At 42.0% G+C, this 22,450-nt stretch carries 21 protein-coding genes; 10 read left to right on the forward strand and 11 right to left on the reverse strand.

The genetic code is table 11. From position 1 onward, the window contains the following. The first annotated feature begins 222 nt into the window (after positions 1 to 222). Positions 223 to 579 (forward strand): hypothetical protein, encoded by a 357-nt coding sequence (locus AC1DYB_RS13690; RefSeq protein WP_477435678.1) that lies wholly within the window; start codon positions 223 to 225, stop codon positions 577 to 579. A 182-nt stretch (positions 580 to 761) separates the two neighbouring features. Here the strand turns inward: AC1DYB_RS13690 and AC1DYB_RS13695 are convergent, their stop codons facing one another. Beyond that, on the reverse strand, positions 762 to 1,304 hold the full coding sequence (locus AC1DYB_RS13695) for a YceI family protein (protein WP_295712437.1): 543 nt from the start codon (positions 1,302 to 1,304) through the stop codon (positions 762 to 764). A gap of 183 nt (positions 1,305 to 1,487) precedes the next feature. Here AC1DYB_RS13695 and AC1DYB_RS13700 point away from each other — a divergent pair, with 183 nt between their 5' ends. Together AC1DYB_RS13700 and AC1DYB_RS13705 are read left to right on the forward strand one after the other, a co-directional pair. After that, positions 1,488 to 3,128, forward strand: a complete 1,641-nt coding sequence (locus tag AC1DYB_RS13700; protein ID WP_477435680.1) for an FMN-binding glutamate synthase family protein — start codon at positions 1,488 to 1,490, stop codon at positions 3,126 to 3,128. A gap of 700 nt (positions 3,129 to 3,828) precedes the next feature. Further along, a complete protein-coding gene (locus AC1DYB_RS13705) occupies positions 3,829 to 4,242 on the forward strand; it encodes a hypothetical protein (RefSeq protein WP_477435682.1) in 414 nt (137 codons plus the stop codon). Positions 4,243 to 4,752: 510 nt separating this feature from the next. Here the strand turns inward: AC1DYB_RS13705 and AC1DYB_RS13710 are convergent. The 3 genes from AC1DYB_RS13710 to sucC all read right to left on the reverse strand — a co-directional run bounded on the left by AC1DYB_RS13710 (position 4,753) and on the right by sucC (position 7,058). After that, positions 4,753 to 5,112: a hypothetical protein gene (locus AC1DYB_RS13710; protein ID WP_477435684.1), complete on the reverse strand. Its 360-nt coding sequence runs from the start codon at positions 5,110 to 5,112 to the stop codon at positions 4,753 to 4,755. 168 nt (positions 5,113 to 5,280) lie between these two features. Then, positions 5,281 to 5,565, reverse strand: coding sequence for a DUF6958 family protein (locus AC1DYB_RS13715; RefSeq protein ID WP_477435686.1), 285 nt, complete (start codon positions 5,563 to 5,565; stop codon positions 5,281 to 5,283). Positions 5,566 to 5,822: 257 nt separating this feature from the next. Then, on the reverse strand, positions 5,823 to 7,058 hold the full coding sequence (gene sucC, locus AC1DYB_RS13720; protein ID WP_477435688.1) for an ADP-forming succinate--CoA ligase subunit beta: 1,236 nt from the start codon (positions 7,056 to 7,058) through the stop codon (positions 5,823 to 5,825). Positions 7,059 to 7,307: 249 nt separating this feature from the next. Here sucC and AC1DYB_RS13725 point away from each other — a divergent pair, with 249 nt between their 5' ends. Genes AC1DYB_RS13725 through AC1DYB_RS13740 form a run of 4 tightly spaced genes read left to right on the forward strand, consistent with a single transcriptional unit; the run spans position 7,308 to position 10,461 of the window. Next, entirely contained in the window at positions 7,308 to 7,961 is a 654-nt protein-coding gene (locus tag AC1DYB_RS13725) for an ABC transporter ATP-binding protein (protein ID WP_477435690.1), read from the forward strand. Between the two features lie 13 nt (positions 7,962 to 7,974). After that, a complete protein-coding gene (locus AC1DYB_RS13730; RefSeq protein ID WP_477435692.1) occupies positions 7,975 to 8,283 on the forward strand; it encodes a hypothetical protein in 309 nt (102 codons plus the stop codon). Further along, a complete protein-coding gene (locus AC1DYB_RS13735; protein ID WP_477435694.1) occupies positions 8,273 to 8,881 on the forward strand; it encodes an HAD family hydrolase in 609 nt (202 codons plus the stop codon). Before AC1DYB_RS13730 ends, AC1DYB_RS13735 begins: the two co-directional genes overlap by 11 nt. 56 nt (positions 8,882 to 8,937) lie before the next feature. After that, positions 8,938 to 10,461, forward strand: coding sequence for a S41 family peptidase (locus AC1DYB_RS13740; protein WP_477435696.1), 1,524 nt, complete (start codon positions 8,938 to 8,940; stop codon positions 10,459 to 10,461). Between the two features lie 229 nt (positions 10,462 to 10,690). On the opposite strand, the gene smc is transcribed toward AC1DYB_RS13740, so the two are convergent. Beyond that, positions 10,691 to 14,230 (reverse strand): chromosome segregation protein SMC, encoded by a 3,540-nt coding sequence (gene smc, locus AC1DYB_RS13745; RefSeq protein ID WP_477435698.1) that lies wholly within the window; start codon positions 14,228 to 14,230, stop codon positions 10,691 to 10,693. A 238-nt stretch (positions 14,231 to 14,468) separates the two neighbouring features. Here smc and AC1DYB_RS13750 point away from each other — a divergent pair, with 238 nt between their 5' ends. Continuing rightward, positions 14,469 to 14,882 (forward strand): hypothetical protein, encoded by a 414-nt coding sequence (locus tag AC1DYB_RS13750; protein WP_477435700.1) that lies wholly within the window; start codon positions 14,469 to 14,471, stop codon positions 14,880 to 14,882. Between the two features lie 73 nt (positions 14,883 to 14,955). Here the strand turns inward: AC1DYB_RS13750 and AC1DYB_RS13755 are convergent, their stop codons facing one another. From AC1DYB_RS13755 to AC1DYB_RS13780, 6 genes are all read right to left on the reverse strand, one after another. Beyond that, the gene (locus AC1DYB_RS13755) at positions 14,956 to 15,741 is read right to left on the reverse strand and encodes a PhzF family phenazine biosynthesis protein (RefSeq protein ID WP_295719828.1); all 786 of its coding nucleotides are present in this window, start codon (positions 15,739 to 15,741) and stop codon (positions 14,956 to 14,958) included. A 445-nt stretch (positions 15,742 to 16,186) separates the two neighbouring features. After that, complete coding sequence (locus AC1DYB_RS13760; RefSeq protein WP_477435703.1) at positions 16,187 to 17,623, reverse strand: hypothetical protein; 1,437 nt, start codon at positions 17,621 to 17,623, stop codon at positions 16,187 to 16,189. 1 nt (position 17,624) lies between these two features. Further along, positions 17,625 to 18,581, reverse strand: coding sequence for an aspartyl protease family protein (locus AC1DYB_RS13765; protein WP_477397778.1), 957 nt, complete (start codon positions 18,579 to 18,581; stop codon positions 17,625 to 17,627). A gap of 83 nt (positions 18,582 to 18,664) precedes the next feature. Then, the gene (locus AC1DYB_RS13770) at positions 18,665 to 19,330 is read right to left on the reverse strand and encodes an ATP-binding cassette domain-containing protein (RefSeq protein WP_477435705.1); all 666 of its coding nucleotides are present in this window, start codon (positions 19,328 to 19,330) and stop codon (positions 18,665 to 18,667) included. 4 nt (positions 19,331 to 19,334) lie between these two features. Beyond that, positions 19,335 to 19,637 (reverse strand): hypothetical protein, encoded by a 303-nt coding sequence (locus AC1DYB_RS13775; RefSeq protein ID WP_477397774.1) that lies wholly within the window; start codon positions 19,635 to 19,637, stop codon positions 19,335 to 19,337. 545 nt (positions 19,638 to 20,182) lie between these two features. Beyond that, the gene (locus AC1DYB_RS13780) at positions 20,183 to 21,043 is read right to left on the reverse strand and encodes a sigma-70 family RNA polymerase sigma factor (protein WP_295719838.1); all 861 of its coding nucleotides are present in this window, start codon (positions 21,041 to 21,043) and stop codon (positions 20,183 to 20,185) included. Between the two features lie 224 nt (positions 21,044 to 21,267). On the opposite strand from AC1DYB_RS13780, the gene AC1DYB_RS13785 reads away from it, so the two are divergent. Continuing rightward, a complete protein-coding gene (locus AC1DYB_RS13785) occupies positions 21,268 to 21,915 on the forward strand; it encodes a DUF2975 domain-containing protein (RefSeq protein WP_477435707.1) in 648 nt (215 codons plus the stop codon). A gap of 3 nt (positions 21,916 to 21,918) precedes the next feature. Further along, positions 21,919 to 22,179, forward strand: coding sequence for a helix-turn-helix domain-containing protein (locus AC1DYB_RS13790; protein ID WP_477435709.1), 261 nt, complete (start codon positions 21,919 to 21,921; stop codon positions 22,177 to 22,179). Positions 22,180 to 22,450 lie beyond the last annotated feature (271 nt).

Here is a 22,450-nt window from a genome sequence, read left to right on the forward strand (position 1 = left end):
TCAAATATTCCGCAATAGGGAACTTTGATTAGCATATTTAAAGTAAAGCCCCGGTCTTTTAATAGAAGATCGGGGCTTTGTTTTACCCTCGCTGAGGGGCAGATGAAGAGGGGAGTTGTAGTAGAGGTGGACTGGTCCGGCAATCTGTGTTTTGATCGACGGGGGAAATAATTAAAACCAATTCCCCTGAAATTTGTATTCCAGTTAACAAATTTGCTCCCGATGAAAAAAACGATTTCCATCGCCGCCATATGTATACTTTTACTCACGGTAGGCTTTGTTGCAGCAGGTAACCTTACCGGTAAATGGACCGGCACTGTAAAGCTTCCTGATAATAGTATTTTTCAATTGGTTTATAATTTAAAGGTAGATAGCAGCAAGGTTACGGGTACCGCGCTAACACCTGCTGGCGAGGTAGCTATTACCGATGGGATGATCAACGGTGATGATTTCTCTTTTAACGTACCTGTGCCAAATGGCAATGCGCCTCATACTGGCAAACTCTACGGCGACTCTATAAAAATGCACCTTGTTTACCAGGGGCAACACTTGGCCGCTACGCTTTTGCGGGTCAATTGATATTCACAAAGTATAACTATCGCTCAATTTATTATATAACACAAAAGCCACCCCAATTAAGGATGGCTTTTGTGTTATTGGTGTTTTAAATGTACTGGTGGTTTTAATAATGCCGTGCTGTTACGTATACTTAACAACAGCGGCATTTTAATTATTAAAATACAGCAACAGCATTAAAACAATTAAGCTTGTTTAGCAAACTGAACGTTGATTAACAGTTTTATATCTTCGCCTACAACGATTGAACCGGCTTCGGTAACGCCGTCCCAGGTAAGACCAAATTCTTTACGGTTTATTTTACCGGTGATTTCGAAACCAGCTTTAGTGTTGCCATAAAAATCTGCTGCTGAACCACCAAACTCAACATCAAGAGTTACTGGTTTGGTTACATCTTTAATAGTTAAATTACCTTTCAAAGCAAACTCTTCATCACCGGTTGAGGTAAATGAGGTAGATTTGAAGCTGATTTGCGGATATTTTTCAGCGTCAAAAAACTCGGCTGATTTTAAGTGCTCATCGCGTTGAGTTTGATTAGTGTCGATGCTGTTGATATCCAATGTGAAATCAATCTCGGCATTTTCAAAATTGTCGTTATCTGTGGTTAATTCACCGGCAAAGCTTTTGAAAAAGCCGCTCACGGTTGAAATAACCAAATGTTTTACTTTAAATTGTACTTCTGAATGCATTGGATCAATGATCCATTTTGTTGCTGTTTGTGTTGACATGATTTTTATTTTTTTTTGTTGATACAAAGATAATACAAAAATAGATGTTTAAACATCTATTTTACTTTAATTACAATTCGCAGACATAGAGTAAGAAGTTAAACCCTACAATTGCTTTATTGTTTAATTATAAATCTAATTTTATCAAAAATTAATATCCGGTTCATTTAAAATTAACAGCTCATGAGAAAGCTCTTTATAGCGTCGTTCATTATTATTTTTACAGTGCTCACTGCGTGGACAATTATGTGGAAACCAGCGGCCTGGTCGTTCATTATAATGGTACCCATATATGTGGTGGGCTTTTATGACCTGGCGCAAAAAAAGCACAGCATAGTACGTAATTTCCCGGTTTTTGGGCACCTGCGCTTTGTAATGGAAGATCTCAGGCCCAAAATATACCAGTACTTTATTGAGAGTGACACTAATGGAACTCCCTTTAATCGTCAAAACCGTACGGTAGTTTACCAGCGTGCAAAAATGGTTGATGATACCCGCCCCTTTGGTACCGAGCTTGATGTTTACGAAAGCGGTTACGAATGGCTTAACCACAGTATATCTGCTATTGATCATCATCAATTAAATATGGAGCCGAGGGTGAAAGTTGGCGGTCCGGATTGTAAGCAGCCTTATATGGCAAGTGTGTTTAATATATCGGCCATGAGTTTTGGCTCGTTAAGTGAGAACGCAATACTTGCCCTTAACGGTGGCGCCAAACTGGGCGGTTTTGCCCACAATACCGGCGAAGGCGGCCTCAGCGATCACCACCTTGAACCGGGCGGAGATATAATCTGGCAAATTGGTACGGGTTACTTTAGCTGCCGGCATAAGGATGGAACTATCGACTACGAGGCCTTTGCCGAGCGTGCAGCATTGCCGCAGGTTAAGATGATTGAGATTAAGCTATCGCAGGGGGCAAAGCCGGGGCATGGCGGTATTTTACCCGCAGCCAAGGTAACACCCGAGATAGCGCGCATCAGGCTGGTGGAGATGGGGCAGGATGTAGTTTCGCCGCCATTTCATACCGCTTTCAGTAATCCAATGGAGCTTACCACGTTCATTAAAAAGCTACGCGAGCTTTCGGGCGGTAAACCGATAGGCTTTAAATTATGCGTTGGGCATAAGAGCGAATTTTTGGCTATTTGCAAAGCCATGGTTAAAACGCAGATCTATCCTGATTTTATAACTGTGGATGGAGGTGAGGGTGGCACAGGTGCCGCTCCGCTGGAGTTCTCCAACTCGGTGGGGATGCCGCTGCGCGAAGCCCTGGCGTTTGTTTATGATGCCTTAACCGGCTTTAATATTAAAAGGTATATCAAGGTGATAGCATCGGGCAAGGTAGCCACCGGTTTCGACCTGGTGAAGAATTTTGCTTTGGGTGCTGATATGTGTAACAGTGCCCGTGGAATGATGTTTGCCCTGGGTTGTATCCAGGCCCTAGAGTGTAATATGAATACCTGCCCAACCGGCGTAGCCACCCAGGATAAAAACCTGATGCGCGGCCTGGTGGTTGAGGATAAAAAAGTACGTGTAGCCAACTTTCATAAAGCCACAGTTGGTAGTGCTATCCAGATGATTGGGGCCGCAGGTTTGGTTAAACCCTGCGACCTGCACCGCATGTTCATCTATCGCCGCATTAACCACAGTCAAATCCTGACCTACGGCGAACTGTTTCCATATATCCCTAAAGGAAGTTTGCTCAATACTCCATACCCATCAACCTTCGAGCTGGATATGGCCCTCAGCAGTGAAAACACCTTCGTACCCGATTATACTGTGGTTACTAATGTGGATTATAGTAATGTGAGTTCGTATATGAGTTGAGATTTCACCCACCCGTCATTGCGAGGCAAGAAGCAATCCCCAACTAAGCAGAGCCGCTAAACTATGTCATTGAGGAGAAACGACTTGGCAATCGCGAACAATACAAGGTCGACAGGGCTTTCGTATTCCAATGTTATGTAGTTGTAACAGATACTATCGTCCCGCTCATGGCCGCGGGAGGGCCTAGTTACTTTTGTCTTGATACAAAAGTAACCAAAAAATCAAGTCAGCAGAAAGGCTTCTTTGCCGCACAGGCCTTTGCCCTGCAAAACAGACAGAACCTGGGCTGGAATTATTTTGCCCTTACCCACACCGCCCCACGCATGCAAAAACTTCCTATGCCCTGCAGCCGCACAGCCCACCATTGTTCTGTCCGTTTTCGCCCGAAGCTGATCTGCTGACACTTTGGGGGAAAACAAGAGCACTTTGCTTACCATATTTCTATTTTTTTACAAATTGTCACCTCGATAGAGTCGGGGAGGAATGTGCGGGAGCGCGAAAGAGAGATCTTATGCAACATACAAGTTGCTCACATTTTCGCCCGAAGACAGGGGCCTTTTTACACCCGAGATTGCCGTTCGAAAGCAATCCGCCCTCTACACCCGTCATTGCGAGGCACGAAGCAATCCCCAACAAAGCAGAGCCGCTAAACTTATGTCATTGCGAGGAGGAACGACGCAGCAATCGCGAACTATACAGGGTGGACAGGGCTTTCGTATTCCAATGTTATGTAGTTGTAACCGATACCATCGTCCCGCTCATGGCCGCGGGAGGGCCTAGTTACTTTTGTCTTGATACAAAAGTAACCAAAAAATCAAGTCAGCAGAAAGGCTTCTTTGCCGCACAGGCCTCTGCCCTGCAAAACGGACAGAACCTGGGCTGGAATTATTTTGCCCCTGCCTCGCCGCCCTACGCATGCAAAAACTTCCTATGCCCTGCAGCCGCACAGCCCACCATCGTTCTGCCCGTTTTCGCCCGAAGCTGCTCTGCTGACACTTTGGGGGAAAACAAGAACACTTCGTTTACCATATTTCTGTTTTTTACAAATTGTCATCTCGATAGAGCCGGGGAGGAAATGTGCGAAAGCGCGAAAGAGGGATCTTATACAACATAAAAGTTGCCGCCGTTTTTTAGCGCAGGGCTTGTGTTTGGGGTTTTGCGGTGAGGTAGGTGAGTAAGAAGTACTTTTATTAATTTATTAACGATATTTGTTTTAGATGGAGAAGTTAAGAAATTTTTATGCCTTGTTTTGGATTTTGGGTTTAGCCCTGTTGATTTACGCCTTCTTCAGGATTAAGCAAGAGATTTTTCGGCATAAAAAACCAGTCACAGAGATTAAGAAAGTGTCTACCCGTTAATGTATTAATTTCGTGTCATCAAGGCAATCTCAAGTCCTCTTCACTCTGTTCTTCACACGAGACTTTGGACGTTTTTAGCGCAGGTTTTATGTTTGGGGTTTTGTGATATGGGCGACCTGTATGCTTCCAATAAGTCTCAAGTCCTCTTACCCTCAAGGCAGCCACACAAGACTTGCCTCAACGAGCTTAATCCCCTTCTTATATTGTTCTTGTCATAAAAGGAAGACAGAGGAGGTTTTTCTTAAAATAGTTCATGCCTCTTGTTTTTATTGTAAATCGATAAAAAGTTTATTCCCATTTTGCAAAGCTGAATTACAAATTTGTTTCATTGCATTATAAACATTCATATAATTTGAGGGGATAAGATTATCTAACAATAATAATTGATTATAAAACTCCTGAATTCTCGTACATTCCCATTTGCCATCATGCCAACCAGTAGATCGTAAATAATTATAACTGACACTATCTTGATTATACTCTCCTAAAGGAATAAAAGAGAGAACCTCATCAAAATGAAATCCAAGTAGCTGAACTTCAAATATTATTTCATTTAGAGACGTCTCCTCTGTCAGAACGATTTTCTGGTAGCCTTCGTAGTCACTATATAAATCAATTGTTTGCATAATTATTTCAATTTTAAATGTCCGCTTTTTAAAATTAATTTTTCCTCCCTGGCCTGTGGCCCACACGCCAAGTAATAAATATGTCAAGCTCGGACATTTGTTTTCAACCGGCCTTGTATTATCAAGTAGATACCCGCTAAAACGGAATGCACGTGTTCGCTGCTAATGCTAAATTACATTAATACTATAAACCGGCGGTTTGCCGTTATTCCGCTTAATTATCTCCCGGGCTTCCAGGTCTAACTTTACGGTTTCGCCATACCAATGGGCATTGCCCGCAAAGGTGTCATGCACTTCATCGTGAAGGACCTGCATCAGCTGGGTATGGGTAAGGCTTTGGTGTTTTAAGATTTGTATGATGGCCGCCTTTATTATTTCATATTTTTCGACCGAAATAATTTTGTTTTGTTTATTGTTATCGGGATGCAGGGTTTGAATTTTGGCTTCTTTCATGTTAATCGGTCGAAATTGGTTAATATCAATCTGTATGCTTCTTTTTTTGTGGTATACCACTATTAAAGTTAAAAATTAATTTACTACTTGTTGGGTATTGATGATATTTCTGACAAGCATAAGTAGGGCGCGCTGGTATATCAATATAATTTTGATACAAGAGGGAAAGATGATAAAGCGTTTATGTAATAATTTGCCCAAAAAAAAATAGCGATGAGCATAAACCCATCGCTATTTTAATATGAAGAAAGCTTCAATTACAAAGCCAATACTTCTTTTACTCTTTCAGCAGCTTCTTTTAACAGAATAGCCGAGTATACTTTTAAACCTGAGTTATCAATCAGCTCTTTTGCTTCAACAGCGTTGGTGCCTTGTAAACGAACGATGATTGGAACCGGGATATTACCGATTTCGTTATAGGCATCAATTACACCTTGTGCAACACGGTCGCAACGAACAATACCACCAAAGATGTTGATCAGGATAGCCTTTACGTTAGGATCGCTCAGGATGATGTTAAAACCAGCTTTAACAGTTTCGGCATTGGCAGTACCACCAACATCAAGGAAGTTAGCAGGTTCGCCACCGGCAATTTTAATGATATCCATAGTTGCCATAGCTAAACCAGCGCCGTTAACCATACAGCCCACGTTACCGTCAAGCTTTACATAGTTAAGGTTTGATCTGCTTGCTTCAACTTCGGTAGGGTCTTCCTCATCAGTATCGCGCATAGCGGCGTAATCCGGGTGACGGTATAACGCGTTATCATCGATATTAACCTTGGCATCAACAGCTAAAATTTTGTTATCAGATGTTTTTAATACCGGGTTAATTTCAAATTGCGAAGAATCTGTAGCTTCATAAGCTTTGTACAAGGCAGCTATGAATTTGGTCATATCTTTAAAAGCCTCGCCTGATAAGCCTAAGTTGAAAGCTATTTTACGGGTTTGGAAACCTTGTAAACCAACTTTAGGATCAATTTCTTCTTTAAATATCAGTTCGGGAGTTGAGTGCGCAACTTCCTCAATATCCATACCTCCTTCGGTACTGTACATGATAATGTTGCGGCCTTTAGCGCGATCAAGCAATACGCTCATGTAAAACTCTTTAGTTTCGCTTTCGCCTGGGTAATAAACATCCTGGGCTACTAAAACTTTCTTTACTTTTTTACCTTCGGGGCCTGTTTGCGGGGTAACTAACTGCATGCCAATAATGTTGCCTGCAATTTCTTTAACCTGGTCAATGTTTTTAGCCAGCTTTACGCCGCCACCCTTGCCACGACCACCGGCGTGGATCTGTGCCTTTATAACTACCCAGCTTGAGCCCAGGTCTTCTTTCAATTTTTGGGCAGCCTCTGCAGCCTGCTCAACAGTATCGGCAACAATGCCTTCCTGAACTCTAACGCCAAAGCTCTTTAATATGGCTTTGCCCTGATATTCGTGAATATTCATGTTTTTTGAAGAATTTGCGGTAAATCTACAATTTTTGTTCAAAGGTTTGGGGCCTTTGTACACTTTATTTGCCCTATGTTTATTTAATAACAATGGTTTTACATTGTGGGGTGGTGAGTGGTGAGTAGTTGATTAGGTGAATGGTTGATTGAGGATATTGAATTGATTAGGCTGCTTCGCTCAATCATACTACGTCAAATCAGATCGTCTTTACACTCACCACTCACCTAATCAACCCAATCAACCATTCACCACAACCAACCACTCACCAAAAAATATTAACTTTACGCCATGCTTAAAGCCAAATCCATCTATAAATCATACGGACAGCTTCAAATATTAAAGGGCGTTGATCTTGAAGTTAAGCGTGGTGAAATTGTAACTATTGTTGGTGCATCCGGTGCGGGTAAAAGTTCGCTGCTCAATATTTTGGGTACACTGGATAGGCCGGATTCCGGTCAGCTGTATATCAACGATATAGAGCTCAGTAAGCTTAGTAATAAAAACCTGAGCGATTTCCGGAATCGTAAAATTGGCTTTATTTTCCAGTTTCACCATTTACTGGCCGAGTTTACCGCTCTTGAAAATATATGCATCCCTGCCTTTATTGCGGGCGTATCAAAATCTGACGCCGAAAAGAGATCGGCCGAACTGCTTGATTTGCTTGGATTAAAGGATAGAATGAGCCATAAGCCCAATGAGCTATCGGGTGGCGAGCAGCAAAGGGTTGCCGTAGCGCGTGCGCTGATCAATAAGCCCGCGCTGATTTTTGCCGATGAACCATCCGGTAACCTCGACTCGGTGAATGCGCTGGAGTTGCATGAACTTTTCATTAAGTTGCGTAAAGAATTTAACCAAACCTTTGTAATAGTTACACATAATGAAGATCTTGCCAACCTATCAGACCGTACGGTGATGATGAAGGATGGTTTAATTATACAATAAGTTTATTTATAAATTGAAGATATTAATAACAGCTGCTAATTCTGCACCGGCCTATAGGCTAAAAAACAAACTGAACGGCGATAACGTGATCATGGGTGATCATCTTGATCTGCCGGATTTTATGCTGAAACCGGGGCAGCTTATCCGCTTGCCTGATCCTCAGTCATCCAGTTATACGCATGAAATGTTAACTTTATGCCTTGATCTGGGTGTTGAACTTGTTTACCTTTTTCGCGAAAAAGAGATGGAGTTGCTGCAACAGTCAGCCATATTATTTAATGAATATAACATAACAATCCTTGCCGGGGACAATGAAATATAAAGATATTGATAAACGCAAAACCGCGTTCATTCTGGAGCTTGATGATGTTTTATTTCCAGCTAAAGATTACATATACCAGGTTTATTACCTTTTTGCCAACATGCTGGAATATGTTGAGCTGGTTGATGCCGGCAAAACAACCAAACTGATGACTGATACGTATGTACAGGAAGGAGCGGAAGCTGTTTTTGATAAAGTAGCCCTTGAGTTTCCTGTTGCTGCCAGATACAGGGAGAATTTTGACAACCTTATGGTGACTGCCAAGCTCCCCCTTAAATTGCTTTTGTACCAGAATATGCTTACCTTTCTACAGGAAATTGTGGTTGATCGTAAAAAACTTTTCATTGTTACAAACGGCAATGTGCCACAACAGGTAAATAAAATTAAACAGGTAGAATGGCATAAACTGGAGCCTTACCTAACCTGTTATTTTGCCGAAGAAACGGCGCCTAAGCCAGAACCCGATGCGATACACTTATTAATGCAGGATCATAACCTACAACGCAGAGACATCCTGATGATAGGAAATTCTGAAGCCGATAGTTTATGTGCGGAGACTGTTGGTGTAGATTACCTGGGCGTTGAGGAATTTTTATAACGCTTGTTGTAACATACTTATTTTTATTACGTTAACACCTTTATAATTCATAGTACATGAAAAAAATATTTTACTTCACATTAGTTCTGGCAACCGGTTTATTTTCGGCCTGTAAAAAAGATAAGCCGCCTGGAAATACGGATGGGGGAGTACTTACCGGGCCAACAAAAACCGGATCGACGCTCGACCTGATCAAGGATTCGGTATACCTGTATGCTAAAGAAACTTATTTGTGGTATGATGCCATACCTGACTATAAAACTTTTCAGCCCCGTAGCATCACCGGATCAGATGATATAACCGCATTGACAAACGAAGTTGACCAAATATCACAGTTTAAGATAAATCCATTAACTACCCAGCCGTATGAATATTATGCGCCAGATCCGGGTTCGGCTAAGTATTCCTTTATAGATGATGGATCGGTATCTACCGAATTGGGTGGTACAAACGGCGATTTCGGTTTATCGGTACTATACCAGGAAACAACAGATCTGCGTATAAAATATGTTTACGCAGGTTCGCCTGCCGATAAGGCCGGTATTAAAAGAGGTTACCAGGTAGTAAAACTTAATGGCCGCACAACATTGGATTATGATAACGGAACCAACGTAAACTTTGTAGTGAATGCTGTTTATGGTGCCAATCCTATTACTATGACGCTTAAAAAACCAGATGGCACAACGGTTGACGTTTCTTTGGCTGTAGCTACTTACACTATTAACCCGGTTTTAACTTATAAGGTTTTTACCCAGGGTGATAAAAAAGTGGGTTATGTGGTTTTCAATACATTTACTTCGCCAGAAAACGCTGGCCCTCAATTGTTAAAAGCGTTTAATGCCTTTACAGCGGCTAATGTTACCGAGCTGGTTGTGGATTTGCGGTATAATGGCGGCGGTTATGTATCAACTGCCGAATACCTGGATAACCTGATTGTACCAACGGCAAAAAATGGCTCACAGATGTATACTTATTATTATAACGATAAACTGCAGGCTGATAATCATCCTTTGCTGAGTGCGATATACAATATTAAAAAAGGAGATTTTTTACCTACTAATCCTGATAACCGGATTCTTTTTACCAAAAATGGCTCGCTCAACATTAGCCGTGTGTTTTTTATTATAACAGGCTCCACAGCCTCGGCAAGTGAGTTAACTATTAACAACCTGCGCCCCGAAATGGACGTGAAGTTTATAGGCCGTACAAGCTATGGCAAACCTGTAGGCTTTTTTGCTATCGACATCAATAAATACCAATTGTATGTACCCCAGTTTGAAACCAAAAATTCAGCTAATCAAGGAGGCTATTATTCAGGCATGACGCCAGGTTCAGCAGATTATCCGGGTAAACTTGATTATGATGATGTTACTAAGGACTTTGGCGATAGTACCGAAGTATTGCTGCAACATGCCTTGAATTATATCAGTACAGGAGTTTATGACGTAAGCGGGCCAAAAGTTCAGAGTTTGTCAAAAAGCAAATCGATGTCTGACCAACAGGTTACCAATATGACCCTTAAACTGGATGAACGTAAGTTTAAAGGCATGGTAGGCAAAAAGGAACTTCGCCATAAATAGAACAGGCTTGCTAATAGCCAATACGTCATTGCTGTAAGGTCATTGTTAATGTTTCGCATAACATTTAGCTTTATTCCTTAAAGCTAATTCTGTTACCGAATTAGTTGACCTTTACAATTGCGAGGTACGAAGCAATCTCTAAGCTGCACAGAGCTGCTCTACAGGGCCGATCTGCCTCAGTAGAGATTGCTTCGTACCTCGCAATGACGGTAAAAAAATGTCATTCTCCCTAATCTGCAAGCTCGCGCAAATCAACAGGAACCACGCGCGAAATACCCTGCTCAACCATGGTTACACCATAAATTACATCGGTACTGGCAATGGTACGCTTGTTATGCGATACAATGATGAATTGCGAATCCTTTGAAAAAGTGCGGATAATATTGTTAAACTTATCAATATTAGTATCATCAAGCGGGGCATCTACCTCATCAAAAATACAGAACGGGGCCGGTTTAAGCAGGTAAAGCGAAAACAGGATAGCGGTAGCTGTAAGTGTTTTTTCGCCTCCAGAGAGTTGGTTGATGGAGAGCGGACGTTTACCTTTTGGTTTGGCAATGATATCAATGTCCGATTCTAAAGGATGATTAGGATCGGTAAGGATCAGGTCGCAGGAATCCTCATCATTAAACAGGGAGCGAAACACCTTAATAAAGTTCTCGCGTACCATAATAAAGGCATGCATGAATTTTTCTTTGGCGGTATCATCAATCTCCTGTATAGTGGCCAGCAGGGATGCCTTAGCCTCGCTCAGATCCTTCTTTTGTGCCTGGATAAAGGTATAACGCTCATTCATCTCGTTATAGGCCTCAACCGCCATAGGGTTGATAGCACCAAAATCATCCAGCTGTTTTTTTAGCTTGTCGGCCTTTTCGCGCAGGTCATGCTCACTTTCGGCCGGAGTTTCAGTTTCCGGTAAATCTTCAATGTCAATATTAAACTCAACAGATAAACGCTCTTTCAGGGCGTTCAGTTCCAGTTTAAGGTTATTGCGTTCGTCCCTTAGTTCGTTTTCAATAACCTCATGATTATCTTTTTTGCGCCTTAGCGCCGTAACTTCATTTTCGTTTTCGGTGATAATTCCACGCCATTGGTAATATTCCTGCTCGGCTTGCTGGGTGGCCTTTTCAAGGTTTTCCTTTTGCTCGTACATTTCCAGCAGGTCATCGTCGGAGTTGTCTGATTGTTTCAGGTTGTCCTGTATGGCTGCTTTTACTTTCTCCAGTTCGCTGCTGTTTTGTTTGATGCGCACCTCCAGGCTTTCCTGTTGGTTATCGCGGTATTCCAGATCTTTTACTAAGCCCGATACTTTATTTTGCTGCTGATGGAAACGGATATTTTCCTGGTTATAAGCGTTTGATTGTACCGATACATATTCATTCAGCTCGTTAAAGGCAGCCTGTTTATCAACCAGCATTTCGCTTTGGATCTGCTTTTGCGCTTTTAAGTCGGCAAGCTGCGGATGCAGTGCCATCATTTCATCTTTGATGCCGGTAATTTTTCGGGCTATATCATCCTTGCGGTTAAGGCTGTTTTCAATAAAAGTTTGATACTGTTCCTGTCGGGTTTTAACGGTGATGAGTTCGGTATTTAACCGGTTAATGATCATCTGCTGCTCATTGATCTCGGCGCTTTTGGTAGATGAGCGTAAGCCCGAAAGTTTACTTTGCAACTCATCTGTTTTGGCTTTTTGCGCGTTAACCAGGTTTTCGATACCCTTAATCTCTTTCGCCAGGTTCTCCAGATTCTTGGCCCGGCCAATCCGCTTACCCTCAAACAAACCTACAGACCCACCGGCCATGGTATGTTTTGATTTATTAAACTTACCGCTCTTGCCTATTATAACAACGCCATCGGGCAGGGCGGCATTATTAATTTGCAGGTCCTTAACATCATCAACCAGGTAAACATCTTTTAATAAATGGTTACAAAGGCGGGCATACCTTTTATCAACCTCAATAACCTGTAGGGCCGAAACCGCGCCTGCATTTTCAAAAATCGGGTTAACAGGTACTATTTCCTCGTAATTTTCCAGTATAAAGAAGTGCGCGCGGCCCCTGGCGGCGTTACTTAACAGTTGTATGGCCTTTATAGCTTCATCATAGTTATCAACCACGTAATAGTTCATGAGTGGCTCCAGGTAGTTTTCTATCGCCACCCGGTACTCTTCCTTACAAAAAAGCACATCGCTAAACAGGGGGGCATTTTTGGCCCAGTCGGCATTTTTCTTTAAAAAGCGGATAGATTCCGGGAAACCTTCCAGGTTATCCACCATGCTTTTGGTAAGGTTGTACTCGTTTTGCTTGGCATCAAGCTTACGACTTTCTTTGATGATGGTATCTTTTACCAAACTCAATGCCGAATCAGTTTCTGCTATCTGCTCTTTTAATTTATTCTCAAAATCCAAAGCCGACTGGTAATCATAATCCAGTGTTTCCTTGCGGTTTTGCAGCTCGGCAACTACCTGGTTAAAGTGCGAAAGTTCCACCTCTTTATTAGTGGTATCTTCCATGTTGCGCTGGCTTTCCTGCTCCAAAGCCTGTTGCTGAATTTGCAGTATGTCAATATCCTTTTCGGCTTTGTAGGCCTGGTTTTGCAGCCGGGTGTTAATGCCGGTAATTTCCGTTAGCTCATTGCGGGCTTCGGCCTGTTGTGCTCTTAACTCATCAACAGCTTCCTTCAAATCCAGCAAACGGCTTTGGATGGTTTGCAGATTTTCATCCTCCAGAGCTTTTTCTTCGGATAGGCGCTTGATGTTATAAAAAACATGGTTAAGCTGGTTTTTATCTTTGTCCAGCTCCTCGGTTAATCTTGATTCTTTATCCTGTTGAAACTTCAGTTGCTCGTTCTTGATCTTTTTCTCACTTTCATAAGCACGGATCTTGGATACAAACTCATTAGTGGTTTTTTGCTGTACCGATAGATTTTTTTCTTTGGTGATGCTGTCCAGCTTCTGCTGTTGCAAGGCGGCTTCCAGGGTATCTATCTGGGCGACAATGCCACCTTTTTCGGCTTTTTGCTGTTGCTCCTGGTTCTCAATTTTCTTTAACGATTCGCTGAACGATACAATTCTGAAAGATGCCAGCATAATGCTGAGCGATTTGTATTGCTCTTTGATGCGGTAATAACGCTCGGTTTTTTTGGCCTGGTTCTCCAGCGTTTTCAGATTTTTCTCTATCTCGAAAAGCAGGTCTTCCACGCGTTCCAGGTCGGCCTCGGTATCTTTTAGCTTGCTGAATGTTTGTTTTTTACGAAGCTTGTATTTAGAGATACCAGATGCTTCCTCAAACAAATTGCGACGCGAGCCTTCCTTATTGGTAATGATCTCATCAATCATTCGCAGCTCGATGATGGAGTAGGAGTCGGAGCCTATACCGGTATCCAGGAACAGGTCTGTAATATCTTTTAGGCGGCACTGTACATCATTGAGGCGGTATTCACTTTCGCCGGTGCGGTAAAGCTTCCGGGTAAGGGTAACCTGCGAATAATCTGTAGGGAGTACGTTTTTGGTATTGTCAAAAGTAAGGGAAACTTCGGCAAGGTTGGCCGATTTGCGACTCTTGGTGCCGTTGAAGATGACGTTGTCCATCTTCTCTGATCGAAGCATGCGGGTGCTTTGTTCGCCAAGTACCCAGCGTATGGCATCAACCACGTTTGATTTGCCGCAGCCATTGGGCCCCACAATTGCAGTTACACCCTCATTAAAATTAATGGTGATCTTATCTCCAAAACTCTTAAAGCCCTTGATTTCTAAGCGGGTAAGCTGCATTTATTTTGTTGTATCCTTGCAAAAAATTTAACCTTCAAAGTAATCATAAAAAAATGGTTTTTGAAACTTTTTTTAGCGGGATAAGAAGAAGATAAGGTTAAAATTTAACGGCGATAGGTTTGGTCTTATCATGATACTATGCCAATCTTACCACGGTTGAATAAGAACGAAAGAATATTAGTTTTAAGGATTTTTAATTTCAGAAAAATATTAGCTTTGAAGGCTAAACCTATTCACGATGACCAAATATCTTTATTCCATTATTTATGCCCTCACTGCTATTTCGTGCACATCCAATAATACTATTGGCGTTGTAAACGCCGATACGAAAACGGCTGATGTGAAGCAATCTGTTACGGCAGGTAAGAAGGCTAAGGATAACGGTATGAAAGCTGTTACTGATACTTCTATGGCGGGGCGCCTGCAGGGTTTTTGGGCTGTGGACAGTTTAGAGAATGCAACTTTTACGGTTGATAAAAACAAATTCTACTATCCCGATCAGCATGCCTATTACGCCTACAAAATTAAAGGCGACTCGGTAATAGTTACTTACGATGATTTCAAGGAGGCTTTTAAAATAGAATTTAAGGGCACGGATTCTTTAACCATGAGTAATTCAAATGGGGTAAGTAAGTTTTTCAGGTTTAAATAATTTGTATGCTTTAGACTGATTTAAGCCAGGGGGCTTGGATCATGTTGCCCGCGAGTTACCTCGCGGGAGTTAACTAAAACCTTATCTCTCCTCTTAAATAGGTAACCGCTTTGCCGCTCATCAGCACACGGTCGCCTTTGAGCTCGCACCAGAGTTCGCCTCGGCGGGCCGAGATCTGGTAGGCGTGGAGCTTGTTTTTACCCAGTCTTTTTGCCCAATAGGGTATCAGGTTGCAATGTGCCGATCCAGTAACCGGGTCTTCGGGGATGCCTGCGCCGGGCGCGAAGAAACGGGAAACAAAATCAGAGTTATCACCGGGGGCAGTGGCTATAATGCCCACAGTATCCATTTTCGACATTGCAAAAAAGTCGGGCGTAAGGTCTTTGATGTCCTGCTCAGTTTTGTAAACGATAAAATAATCCCTTGATCTTAAAAAGGCCAGTGGCTCCTTTTCGCCCAGTGATTCGGCCAGTCCGTTTGGTGGTTCAATGGGTATGGGCGGCCTTGAGGGGAAATCCATCGTGTATTTATCACCATCGCGTTTCACAATAAGCGTTCCTGCTTTTACAGTTTCAAATAATATAGAATCGCCGGTGTAGCCCAATTCGGTAAATATGATATGTGCCGACGCCAAGGTAGCGTGTCCGCACAGGTCAATCTCATACTCGGGAGTAAACCAGCGTAGTTTGTAACCGGCATCTGTTTTTACAAAAAAGGCGGTTTCGGCCAGATTGTTCTCTATAGCTATTTTTTGCATGGTGGCATCGGGCAACCACTCCGTAAGCGGGCAGGTGGCTGCCGGGTTGCCGCCAAACAAGGTATCAGTAAACGCATCGGCCTGGTATATGGGAATAGTCATATAAAAAATGGTATAGTTTAGCTAATATACTAAGTAGAGTCAAGAATCAAGAGGTAAGAATTAAGATTATAAAAAAAAACTATTTGTCGTCCTGAACGATAGTGAAGGATCTATTATTCGCTATACTTCTTCGCCTTGTATGTCTGCGAATAGATTCTTCGCGATGCAGCCTTTGACAAGCTTAAAAAAAATTTCATGACGTGTTAAAAAAACTATTTGTCATCCTGAACGCAGTGAAGGATCTGTTATTCGCCGTGCTTTTCGCCCTGTACAGTCTGTGAATAGATCCTTCGTACCTCAGGATGACAAACTTTTTAAAATGTCATTTCCCCTTCAGAGTCACCCGAAATTTTCAAACTCATAACGACAAAGGCTTTTTTTAAATTTCATTTCCCTTTCAATTTCCAGTCTTAACTCTTGATTCCAATCTCCTCACTCTTTCTTCCTACTCAATCCATAAAACGGAATTTCCGGTATCATATTCGTTTTTCTCGTATAATTTATTTCCGGGATCCAACACCCATTGGCCGTCTACCAGGAATTTATAACGGTATTTGCCCGGTTTAAGGTAAAGGCCGATGGTCCATTCGTCGCCGTTATGGGCCAGCGTAAAACCGTCCGGATCCCAGTTGTTAAAATTACCGGCAAGATGAACCACCTTTGCATTGGGGTAGCCCTTAAGCTTAAAAGTATAGTTGGGTTTAACCGCGATAAAAGAATTAACAACGCCATCCTCCACAACGGTACGCTTATTCAGCGGATCGGTGATCCAATTGTCATCCACTATAAATTTATAGCCATAATTACCGGCTGGAATAATTAAAGGCAAAGTCCACCCGGTTGCTGTTTTTTTGAGCGCTATTTCGCCTGGTTTCCATTTATTAAAGGTGCCGGCTACGTATACTTTACGCGCGTTTGCATATCCGTCGAGATTGAAATTAACAGTCTCGCCCAGGTTGATTACCGAATTGGTATGACCATCAACATCTTTTACAGTCACCGGATTGGCTGGATCCGTAAACCACTGCCCATCTACTAAAAACCGGTAGGTGTGCATTCCATCGTGCAGGTAAAATTTGGTTTCCCAGCTGGTGCCCTTTTTTTGCAGGATGATGGTATTGGCATCCCAGTTATTAAAGCTACCTGCAAGGGTAATTTTATGCGCACCTGCAAAGCCGCTCAGCCTGAAAGTGTGGTTGTAACGGTAATAAACCGAGTTTACATCACTAAAGCCATCCGGGTGCTGCTGCAGATTGCTTCTGTCGCGCTGCCACTTGCCGTCTATAATGTATTTGTACTCATACACACCGGCGGCGAGCTTTACATCGGCTATCCAGCCGCTGTCCGTTTTAATCATAACGCCCTTTAAGGTGCTCCAATTATTGAAATTACCCGATAATAAAACACGTTTCGACTTCAAAAAACCAGGTAAGTAAAAACGGGTTAAGCCCGATGGAAGTTCGTAAACATTAAGTTGTGAGAATTTATTGATTCCAAATGTTTCATCGGCGGGGTAACCGGGACGCCCTTCATTTTCATTGGAGATATTGGTGGTTATAAGAAAAGGCTTGTTTTGCGCATTAATGTTCAAGTCGGTGAGTGACCTATCAAACTGAATTAAATTTTTTGAGCGTTTATTTATATTCCAGCCATCCTTTTTAAAAGCCGAGTAATCGCCGTTAAAAAAAGCAGTTGCGGTGGCGCCTTTTACACCGGCTGCTTTAAACAGGCTATCCAGCTCCTGTTTTGACGAGCGCATATCAAGCAGCAGGATCAAATGATCCTTACCTAAAACCAGCGAACTGCGTTTTTGCGCCTTTGTTTCAGAAACGAAACAACTGAGCAACAATAAAAATAGGACGATTGATCTGTACTTTTTCATACTACTGGTTAGTGTAAATGTACATTTCAAATTCTTTTTTAACAAAGTTGATGCTGAATATACCGCGGATAAAAAAATCATATCCCAATATTCCGTCAACGGCATGCCCGTAAGCCTTGCCCATTTTATCCAGGCTGGTTAATAGCACCCGGTTTTTCATAAATCGGCGGTCTCCAATTTTCAGGGTATCAAAACGAGCATATATCACCTCGAATGATGAACCGCCAATCCCTGTAGTTTTAGTGCGGTTGAGCACCTGCATGCCAGGTAACAGTTTACGCACGCGGTCATAATCCATCAGGTTGGTTTCTGCACCGGTATCAAAGGCGAACCATAACGGGCTATCATTGGCAATGCCCTTAATAAATATAACATCGTTTAAATACTTAAAGGGGGTAACCATCCAGGGATCATGAAAAGCCTTTTCGCCCTGCGGAATATTGCCGTCTTCTTTGAGTTTATGAATGTACAGCGTATTCCTGAAGAGGTCTACAGTAATGGCAAATTTGTTAAATAACCTTGTACCCAGTAAACCCAATATTTTAATGTTGCGGCTGTTTTCTATGGCCGATAGGTCGGTAACATCGGCGGTAAGCCTGGAATAATGCAGATCGAGAATATTGAAATTATACACATTAGTAGTAAATGTGGCGGCTCCCGTACCATTTAAACCTGCCGATTCCTGTTCGGATATTTGCGGCATATACCTAAAGTAAGTGGCGTTTAAAACAAGGTATGGCGCACCGGTATCCAGCACAAAATTGCCAACTAAGCTATCAATCTGCGCTTCTACAATGATGAGGTTGCCGGCCCGTTTTATGGGGACTATCAGCGTATTGAAATCTCCGGAGGGGTCTGGGTCAGGGTCGCGAATGGCGTTTTTAAAGGTGATGCCGTTTATAGGTATATTATTGCTGCATTGGCCTTGGTGCCAGCAAACAGCTAATAAACATATCATCAAATATAAGTAACTACGGGGCATCACAGGGCTGTTTGTATAGTAGACACGGCGGAATGACTATATGTTACAGCTTGCAATATTTAATTAATGTGGCTAAGGTATCCGTAGGTAACCAGCTCATCCCGATGCTTAATTGGCCGGGTGTAGCCATTGGTTATCAGGATTATCCTGTCGCTTACATCTAAAATGTTGTAATACTGATGATCTGTTAAAATAATACCCTTCACCTTGGCGCATTTTTTTATGATAGCCTTAAACATTTCTGCCTGCATGGGCGATATATGGGTAAAAGGCTCATCCAGTAAAATAAAATCGGCTTTGCTATAAATAACCATCAGGGTTTCCAGCTGCCTTACTTCTCCGCCTGAAAGCTCGCCAATGGTTTTCTCGTTATGGTCATGATAAACGGGATGGGCCGAAAAATCATCCCAAAACCGGTGGTCGATAATGCTTTTGGCCAGTTTTTTAATTTTGATGCCTTTAGGCAGGTAGTTATGCTGGGGCAGGTAGGCAATACGCCTGTTGTGATACCCTTTTTTAATGTATTCGCCGTTGATGCTTACATGTTTATAAGCAGGGGTAAGCGTACCAAACATGATGCGTAATAATGATGATTTACCGCAGCCGTTGCGGCCCAGGATGCCCAATACTTCGCCCTGTTTGCATTCCAGGTAAACATCCTGCAGAATCTTTCGTCCGTCAAATTCCAGGAGCACGCTGTCGGTTTTTAAAATGAGAGGCTCCAATTTTTTAGCGGATTGTTGATAGTGATAAAAGGATGCTGAAGGTAATAAGATCAAAACTGAACACATAAAAGTATAAGCGACGGACACTATAACCCGCATTACGGAAATAGAAGTAGGTTTTGGTTGAATTAAAGTTTAAATACTGAATACCCAGGATAGAAGCATAGCTGAATAGCTTGCACAGGAAAGCAAGCGGGATATTTAATTGGCGGGAAAGTACATAATAGATACACGCGAATGTGGCCAGCAAACACCATACAAGTGTCGGTTTATAAAAATACCAGGCTATTTTTAAGGTGTTGTTCATTTAGCTAATTATGACAGGTTAAGCTAAATAACGGGAACTTAGGTTTTAAATTTTATTGGGTTTGAAATTATTGTATACAACCTACCCACGATGTGTTTGAAAAAAAATATTTTGTCATGCTGAGTGATAAAATTCCGCGAAACTCTGAAGGTGAAATGACGGAAACTAACCAAGGTTAAGACTCACCCCATCGAGGCTACGCCCGACACCCCTCTCTTCAACTTCGTTGGAAAGAGGGAGTTGAAACTTGGAATTAACTTTTTTGCCCCTCTTTCCGGCGCAGCCGAAGAGAGGGGCGCCGTCCGCGAAGGGCGGACCGGCGGGGTGAGTCGTTGCCAGCATACAGAGCCGATTGCCTGGTATGAAACAAACACGTCATGGGTAGTCTGTCGAAGCATGCGGGCAAAGGCCTCTGCGCGCGCCCCTTCGACAGGCTCAGGGTGACAGGCCGTTTAAGAATAGATTATTGGGAGAACAAATCATACAAATGCAAAAAGCCACTGGCTACTCACCAATGGCTTCTCTTAAATATTTTTGAAGGATGATTAACCCAGATACGATTTTAAAATTTTGCTGCGCGATGTATGGCGTAAACGTTGCAGGGCTTTATCCTTAATCTGGCGTACACGTTCGCGGGTTAGATTAAATTTTTCGCCAATTTCCTCTAAAGATAGGGGGTGATTTGTGCCTAAACCAAAGAATAATATAATGATCTCGCGTTCCCGCTCGGTTAATGTTGATAATGACCGTTTGATCTCTTCAGATAATGATTCGTTAATTAAGATTGAATCGGTATCCGGTTCATGATTTTCCAGTACATCAAGCAGTGTATTTTCTTCGCCCTGTACAAAGGGGGCATCCATAGATACATGGCGGCCCGAGTTGCTTAAGGTATCAGATATTTTATCAACAGTGGTTTCCAGAATGTCGGCAAGTTCCTCTGGCGATGGCTCGCGCTCATACTCCTGCTCCAGCTTTGAAAACGCTTTACTTATTTTACTTAATGAGCCTACCTGGTTCAGCGGTAAACGCACGATACGTGATTGCTCGGCAATGGCCTGCAATATCGACTGGCGAATCCACCATACGGCGTAGGATATAAATTTAAAACCCTTAGTTTCGTCAAAACGTTTGGCTGCTTTAATTAAACCCAGGTTTCCTTCGTTAATTAAATCGCCAAGGGTTAAACCCTGGTTTTGATATTGTTTAGCAACAGATACAACAAAGCGTAAATTAGTTTTAGTTAAACGCTCTAATGCGGCCTGGTCGCCTTCACGTATTTTTTGGGCTAATATTACTTCTTCTTCGGCAGTTATCAAATCAACTTTACCAATTTCGTGAAGATATTTATCCAGCGATTGTGACTCGCGATTGGTAATGGATTGCGTTATTTTGAGTTGTCTCATCTATTTAATAAAACTTTCTATCCGTTATATTCTGAATAGAACGTATAAAGTTAAAAATTTGTTCTAAAATAAAACATATAAATTGACAATGGCAAGTAGCTAATATAAATAAAAAAATAAATTTAATAAAATAAAAGTCGACTAATATTTATCGTTAAATAATAAATATTAGTCGATTTTTGATGAATTATATTTTACTTTGCATGTAATTTAATGATATGGTAATGAAAAAAATACGAAGATTACAGGTGTTGGTTTATATAGCATTTGGCTTGTTTTTTATTCAGAATGGAGCTGCTGATGCATTGCGGGGTTTTAAAGAGGGTGTAAGCGATGGAATAGGCTTAAAAAGCAGCGGTTTTACACAAGGATCGCCCCTGCATCCTGTTATAGATGGCAGTTTTATAACTCACCAGGCCGATGGTGAGTTAAGGATAGGCGACGACTACATTATGCGGGATATTAACGTTACCAGCGAGGTGCGGGTTAATGCTGATAAATTGGTAACTCCCTGGATAATAAGGGTGGCAACAATTGTGCTGATACTGAGTATTGTAATTATTATGGGCAAAATGGCTTACACCATAAACAGGGTAATTCAACATATTGCTGAAGGCAACATGTTTCAGCTGGAATGTATTAAGCAGATCAAAAATATCGGGATGCTATTGCTCTCCTACTCGCTGGTTGATTTTGGTTATCAGCTTATAACGTATTATGAACAAAGGCTTTTGATCCATTCGCCATTGAAGGTGATAAACACATCCTCTTTTGATTTTGTAGCCTTGATAATTGCCATATTGGTTTTCATTATTGCTGAGGCCTTTAAACAAGGTGCAAAGCTTAAGGAAGAGCAGGCCCTAACCATTTAAGCCATGCCGATAATCATAAATCTTGATGTGATGATGGCAAAACGCAAAATGTCATTAAACGAACTGAGCGATAGGGTAGGTATTACCATATCAAACCTCTCTGTCCTTAAAACAGGTAAGGCAAAAGCTATCCGTATAGAAACCCTGGAAGCGATATGCAAAGCACTGGATTGCCAGCCGGGAGATATTTTGGAATACGCACAACCGGCTGTTATTGAGAGTATTAATAAATGGAATCATGGGGCGGATAGTAATGACATGTAGGCGTTATAAACAAACAATGGCCATTTTAATTGCTATGAGTTTAAAATACCAGTGGACACTGAAAGGAAAATGACCTTTGAAAAGTTTGTCATCCTGAACGATAGTGAAGGATCTATTCGCAGACTGTACAGGGCGAAGAAGCATGGCGAATAGCAGATCTTTCACTATCGTTCAGGATGACAAAAGGTTTTTATAAGGATGTCAGCTTCGCAATGAAATAGATTCTTTAGGTACTGTATGTGTATTGATAGTTAATAGCTTACATGTATCT

The organism is Mucilaginibacter sp. P2_A4, assembly GCF_056405015.1.

Bases quoted from the DNA above. Each gene is read 5' to 3' on its own strand.
- AC1DYB_RS13750 (WP_477435700.1), top strand. From the start codon at position 14,469: ATGACCAAATATCTTTATTCCATTATTTATGCCCTCACTGCTATTTCG.
- AC1DYB_RS13780 (WP_295719838.1), bottom strand. From the start codon at position 21,043: ATGAGACAACTCAAAATAACGCAATCCATTACCAATCGCGAGTCACAA.
- AC1DYB_RS13755 (WP_295719828.1), bottom strand. From the start codon at position 15,741: ATGACTATTCCCATATACCAGGCCGATGCGTTTACTGATACCTTGTTT.
- AC1DYB_RS13715 (WP_477435686.1), bottom strand. From the start codon at position 5,565: ATGAAAGAAGCCAAAATTCAAACCCTGCATCCCGATAACAATAAACAA.
- AC1DYB_RS13760 (WP_477435703.1), bottom strand. From the start codon at position 17,623: ATGAAAAAGTACAGATCAATCGTCCTATTTTTATTGTTGCTCAGTTGT.
- AC1DYB_RS13790 (WP_477435709.1), top strand. From the start codon at position 21,919: ATGCCGATAATCATAAATCTTGATGTGATGATGGCAAAACGCAAAATG.
- AC1DYB_RS13775 (WP_477397774.1), bottom strand. From the start codon at position 19,637: ATGAACAACACCTTAAAAATAGCCTGGTATTTTTATAAACCGACACTT.
- AC1DYB_RS13700 (WP_477435680.1), top strand. From the start codon at position 1,488: ATGAGAAAGCTCTTTATAGCGTCGTTCATTATTATTTTTACAGTGCTC.
- AC1DYB_RS13690 (WP_477435678.1), top strand. From the start codon at position 223: ATGAAAAAAACGATTTCCATCGCCGCCATATGTATACTTTTACTCACG.
- AC1DYB_RS13710 (WP_477435684.1), bottom strand. From the start codon at position 5,112: ATGCAAACAATTGATTTATATAGTGACTACGAAGGCTACCAGAAAATC.
- AC1DYB_RS13735 (WP_477435694.1), top strand. From the start codon at position 8,273: ATGAAATATAAAGATATTGATAAACGCAAAACCGCGTTCATTCTGGAG.
- AC1DYB_RS13695 (WP_295712437.1), bottom strand. From the start codon at position 1,304: ATGTCAACACAAACAGCAACAAAATGGATCATTGATCCAATGCATTCA.
- AC1DYB_RS13725 (WP_477435690.1), top strand. From the start codon at position 7,308: ATGCTTAAAGCCAAATCCATCTATAAATCATACGGACAGCTTCAAATA.
- AC1DYB_RS13740 (WP_477435696.1), top strand. From the start codon at position 8,938: ATGAAAAAAATATTTTACTTCACATTAGTTCTGGCAACCGGTTTATTT.
- AC1DYB_RS13765 (WP_477397778.1), bottom strand. From the start codon at position 18,581: ATGATATGTTTATTAGCTGTTTGCTGGCACCAAGGCCAATGCAGCAAT.
- AC1DYB_RS13785 (WP_477435707.1), top strand. From the start codon at position 21,268: ATGAAAAAAATACGAAGATTACAGGTGTTGGTTTATATAGCATTTGGC.
- smc (WP_477435698.1), bottom strand. From the start codon at position 14,230: ATGCAGCTTACCCGCTTAGAAATCAAGGGCTTTAAGAGTTTTGGAGAT.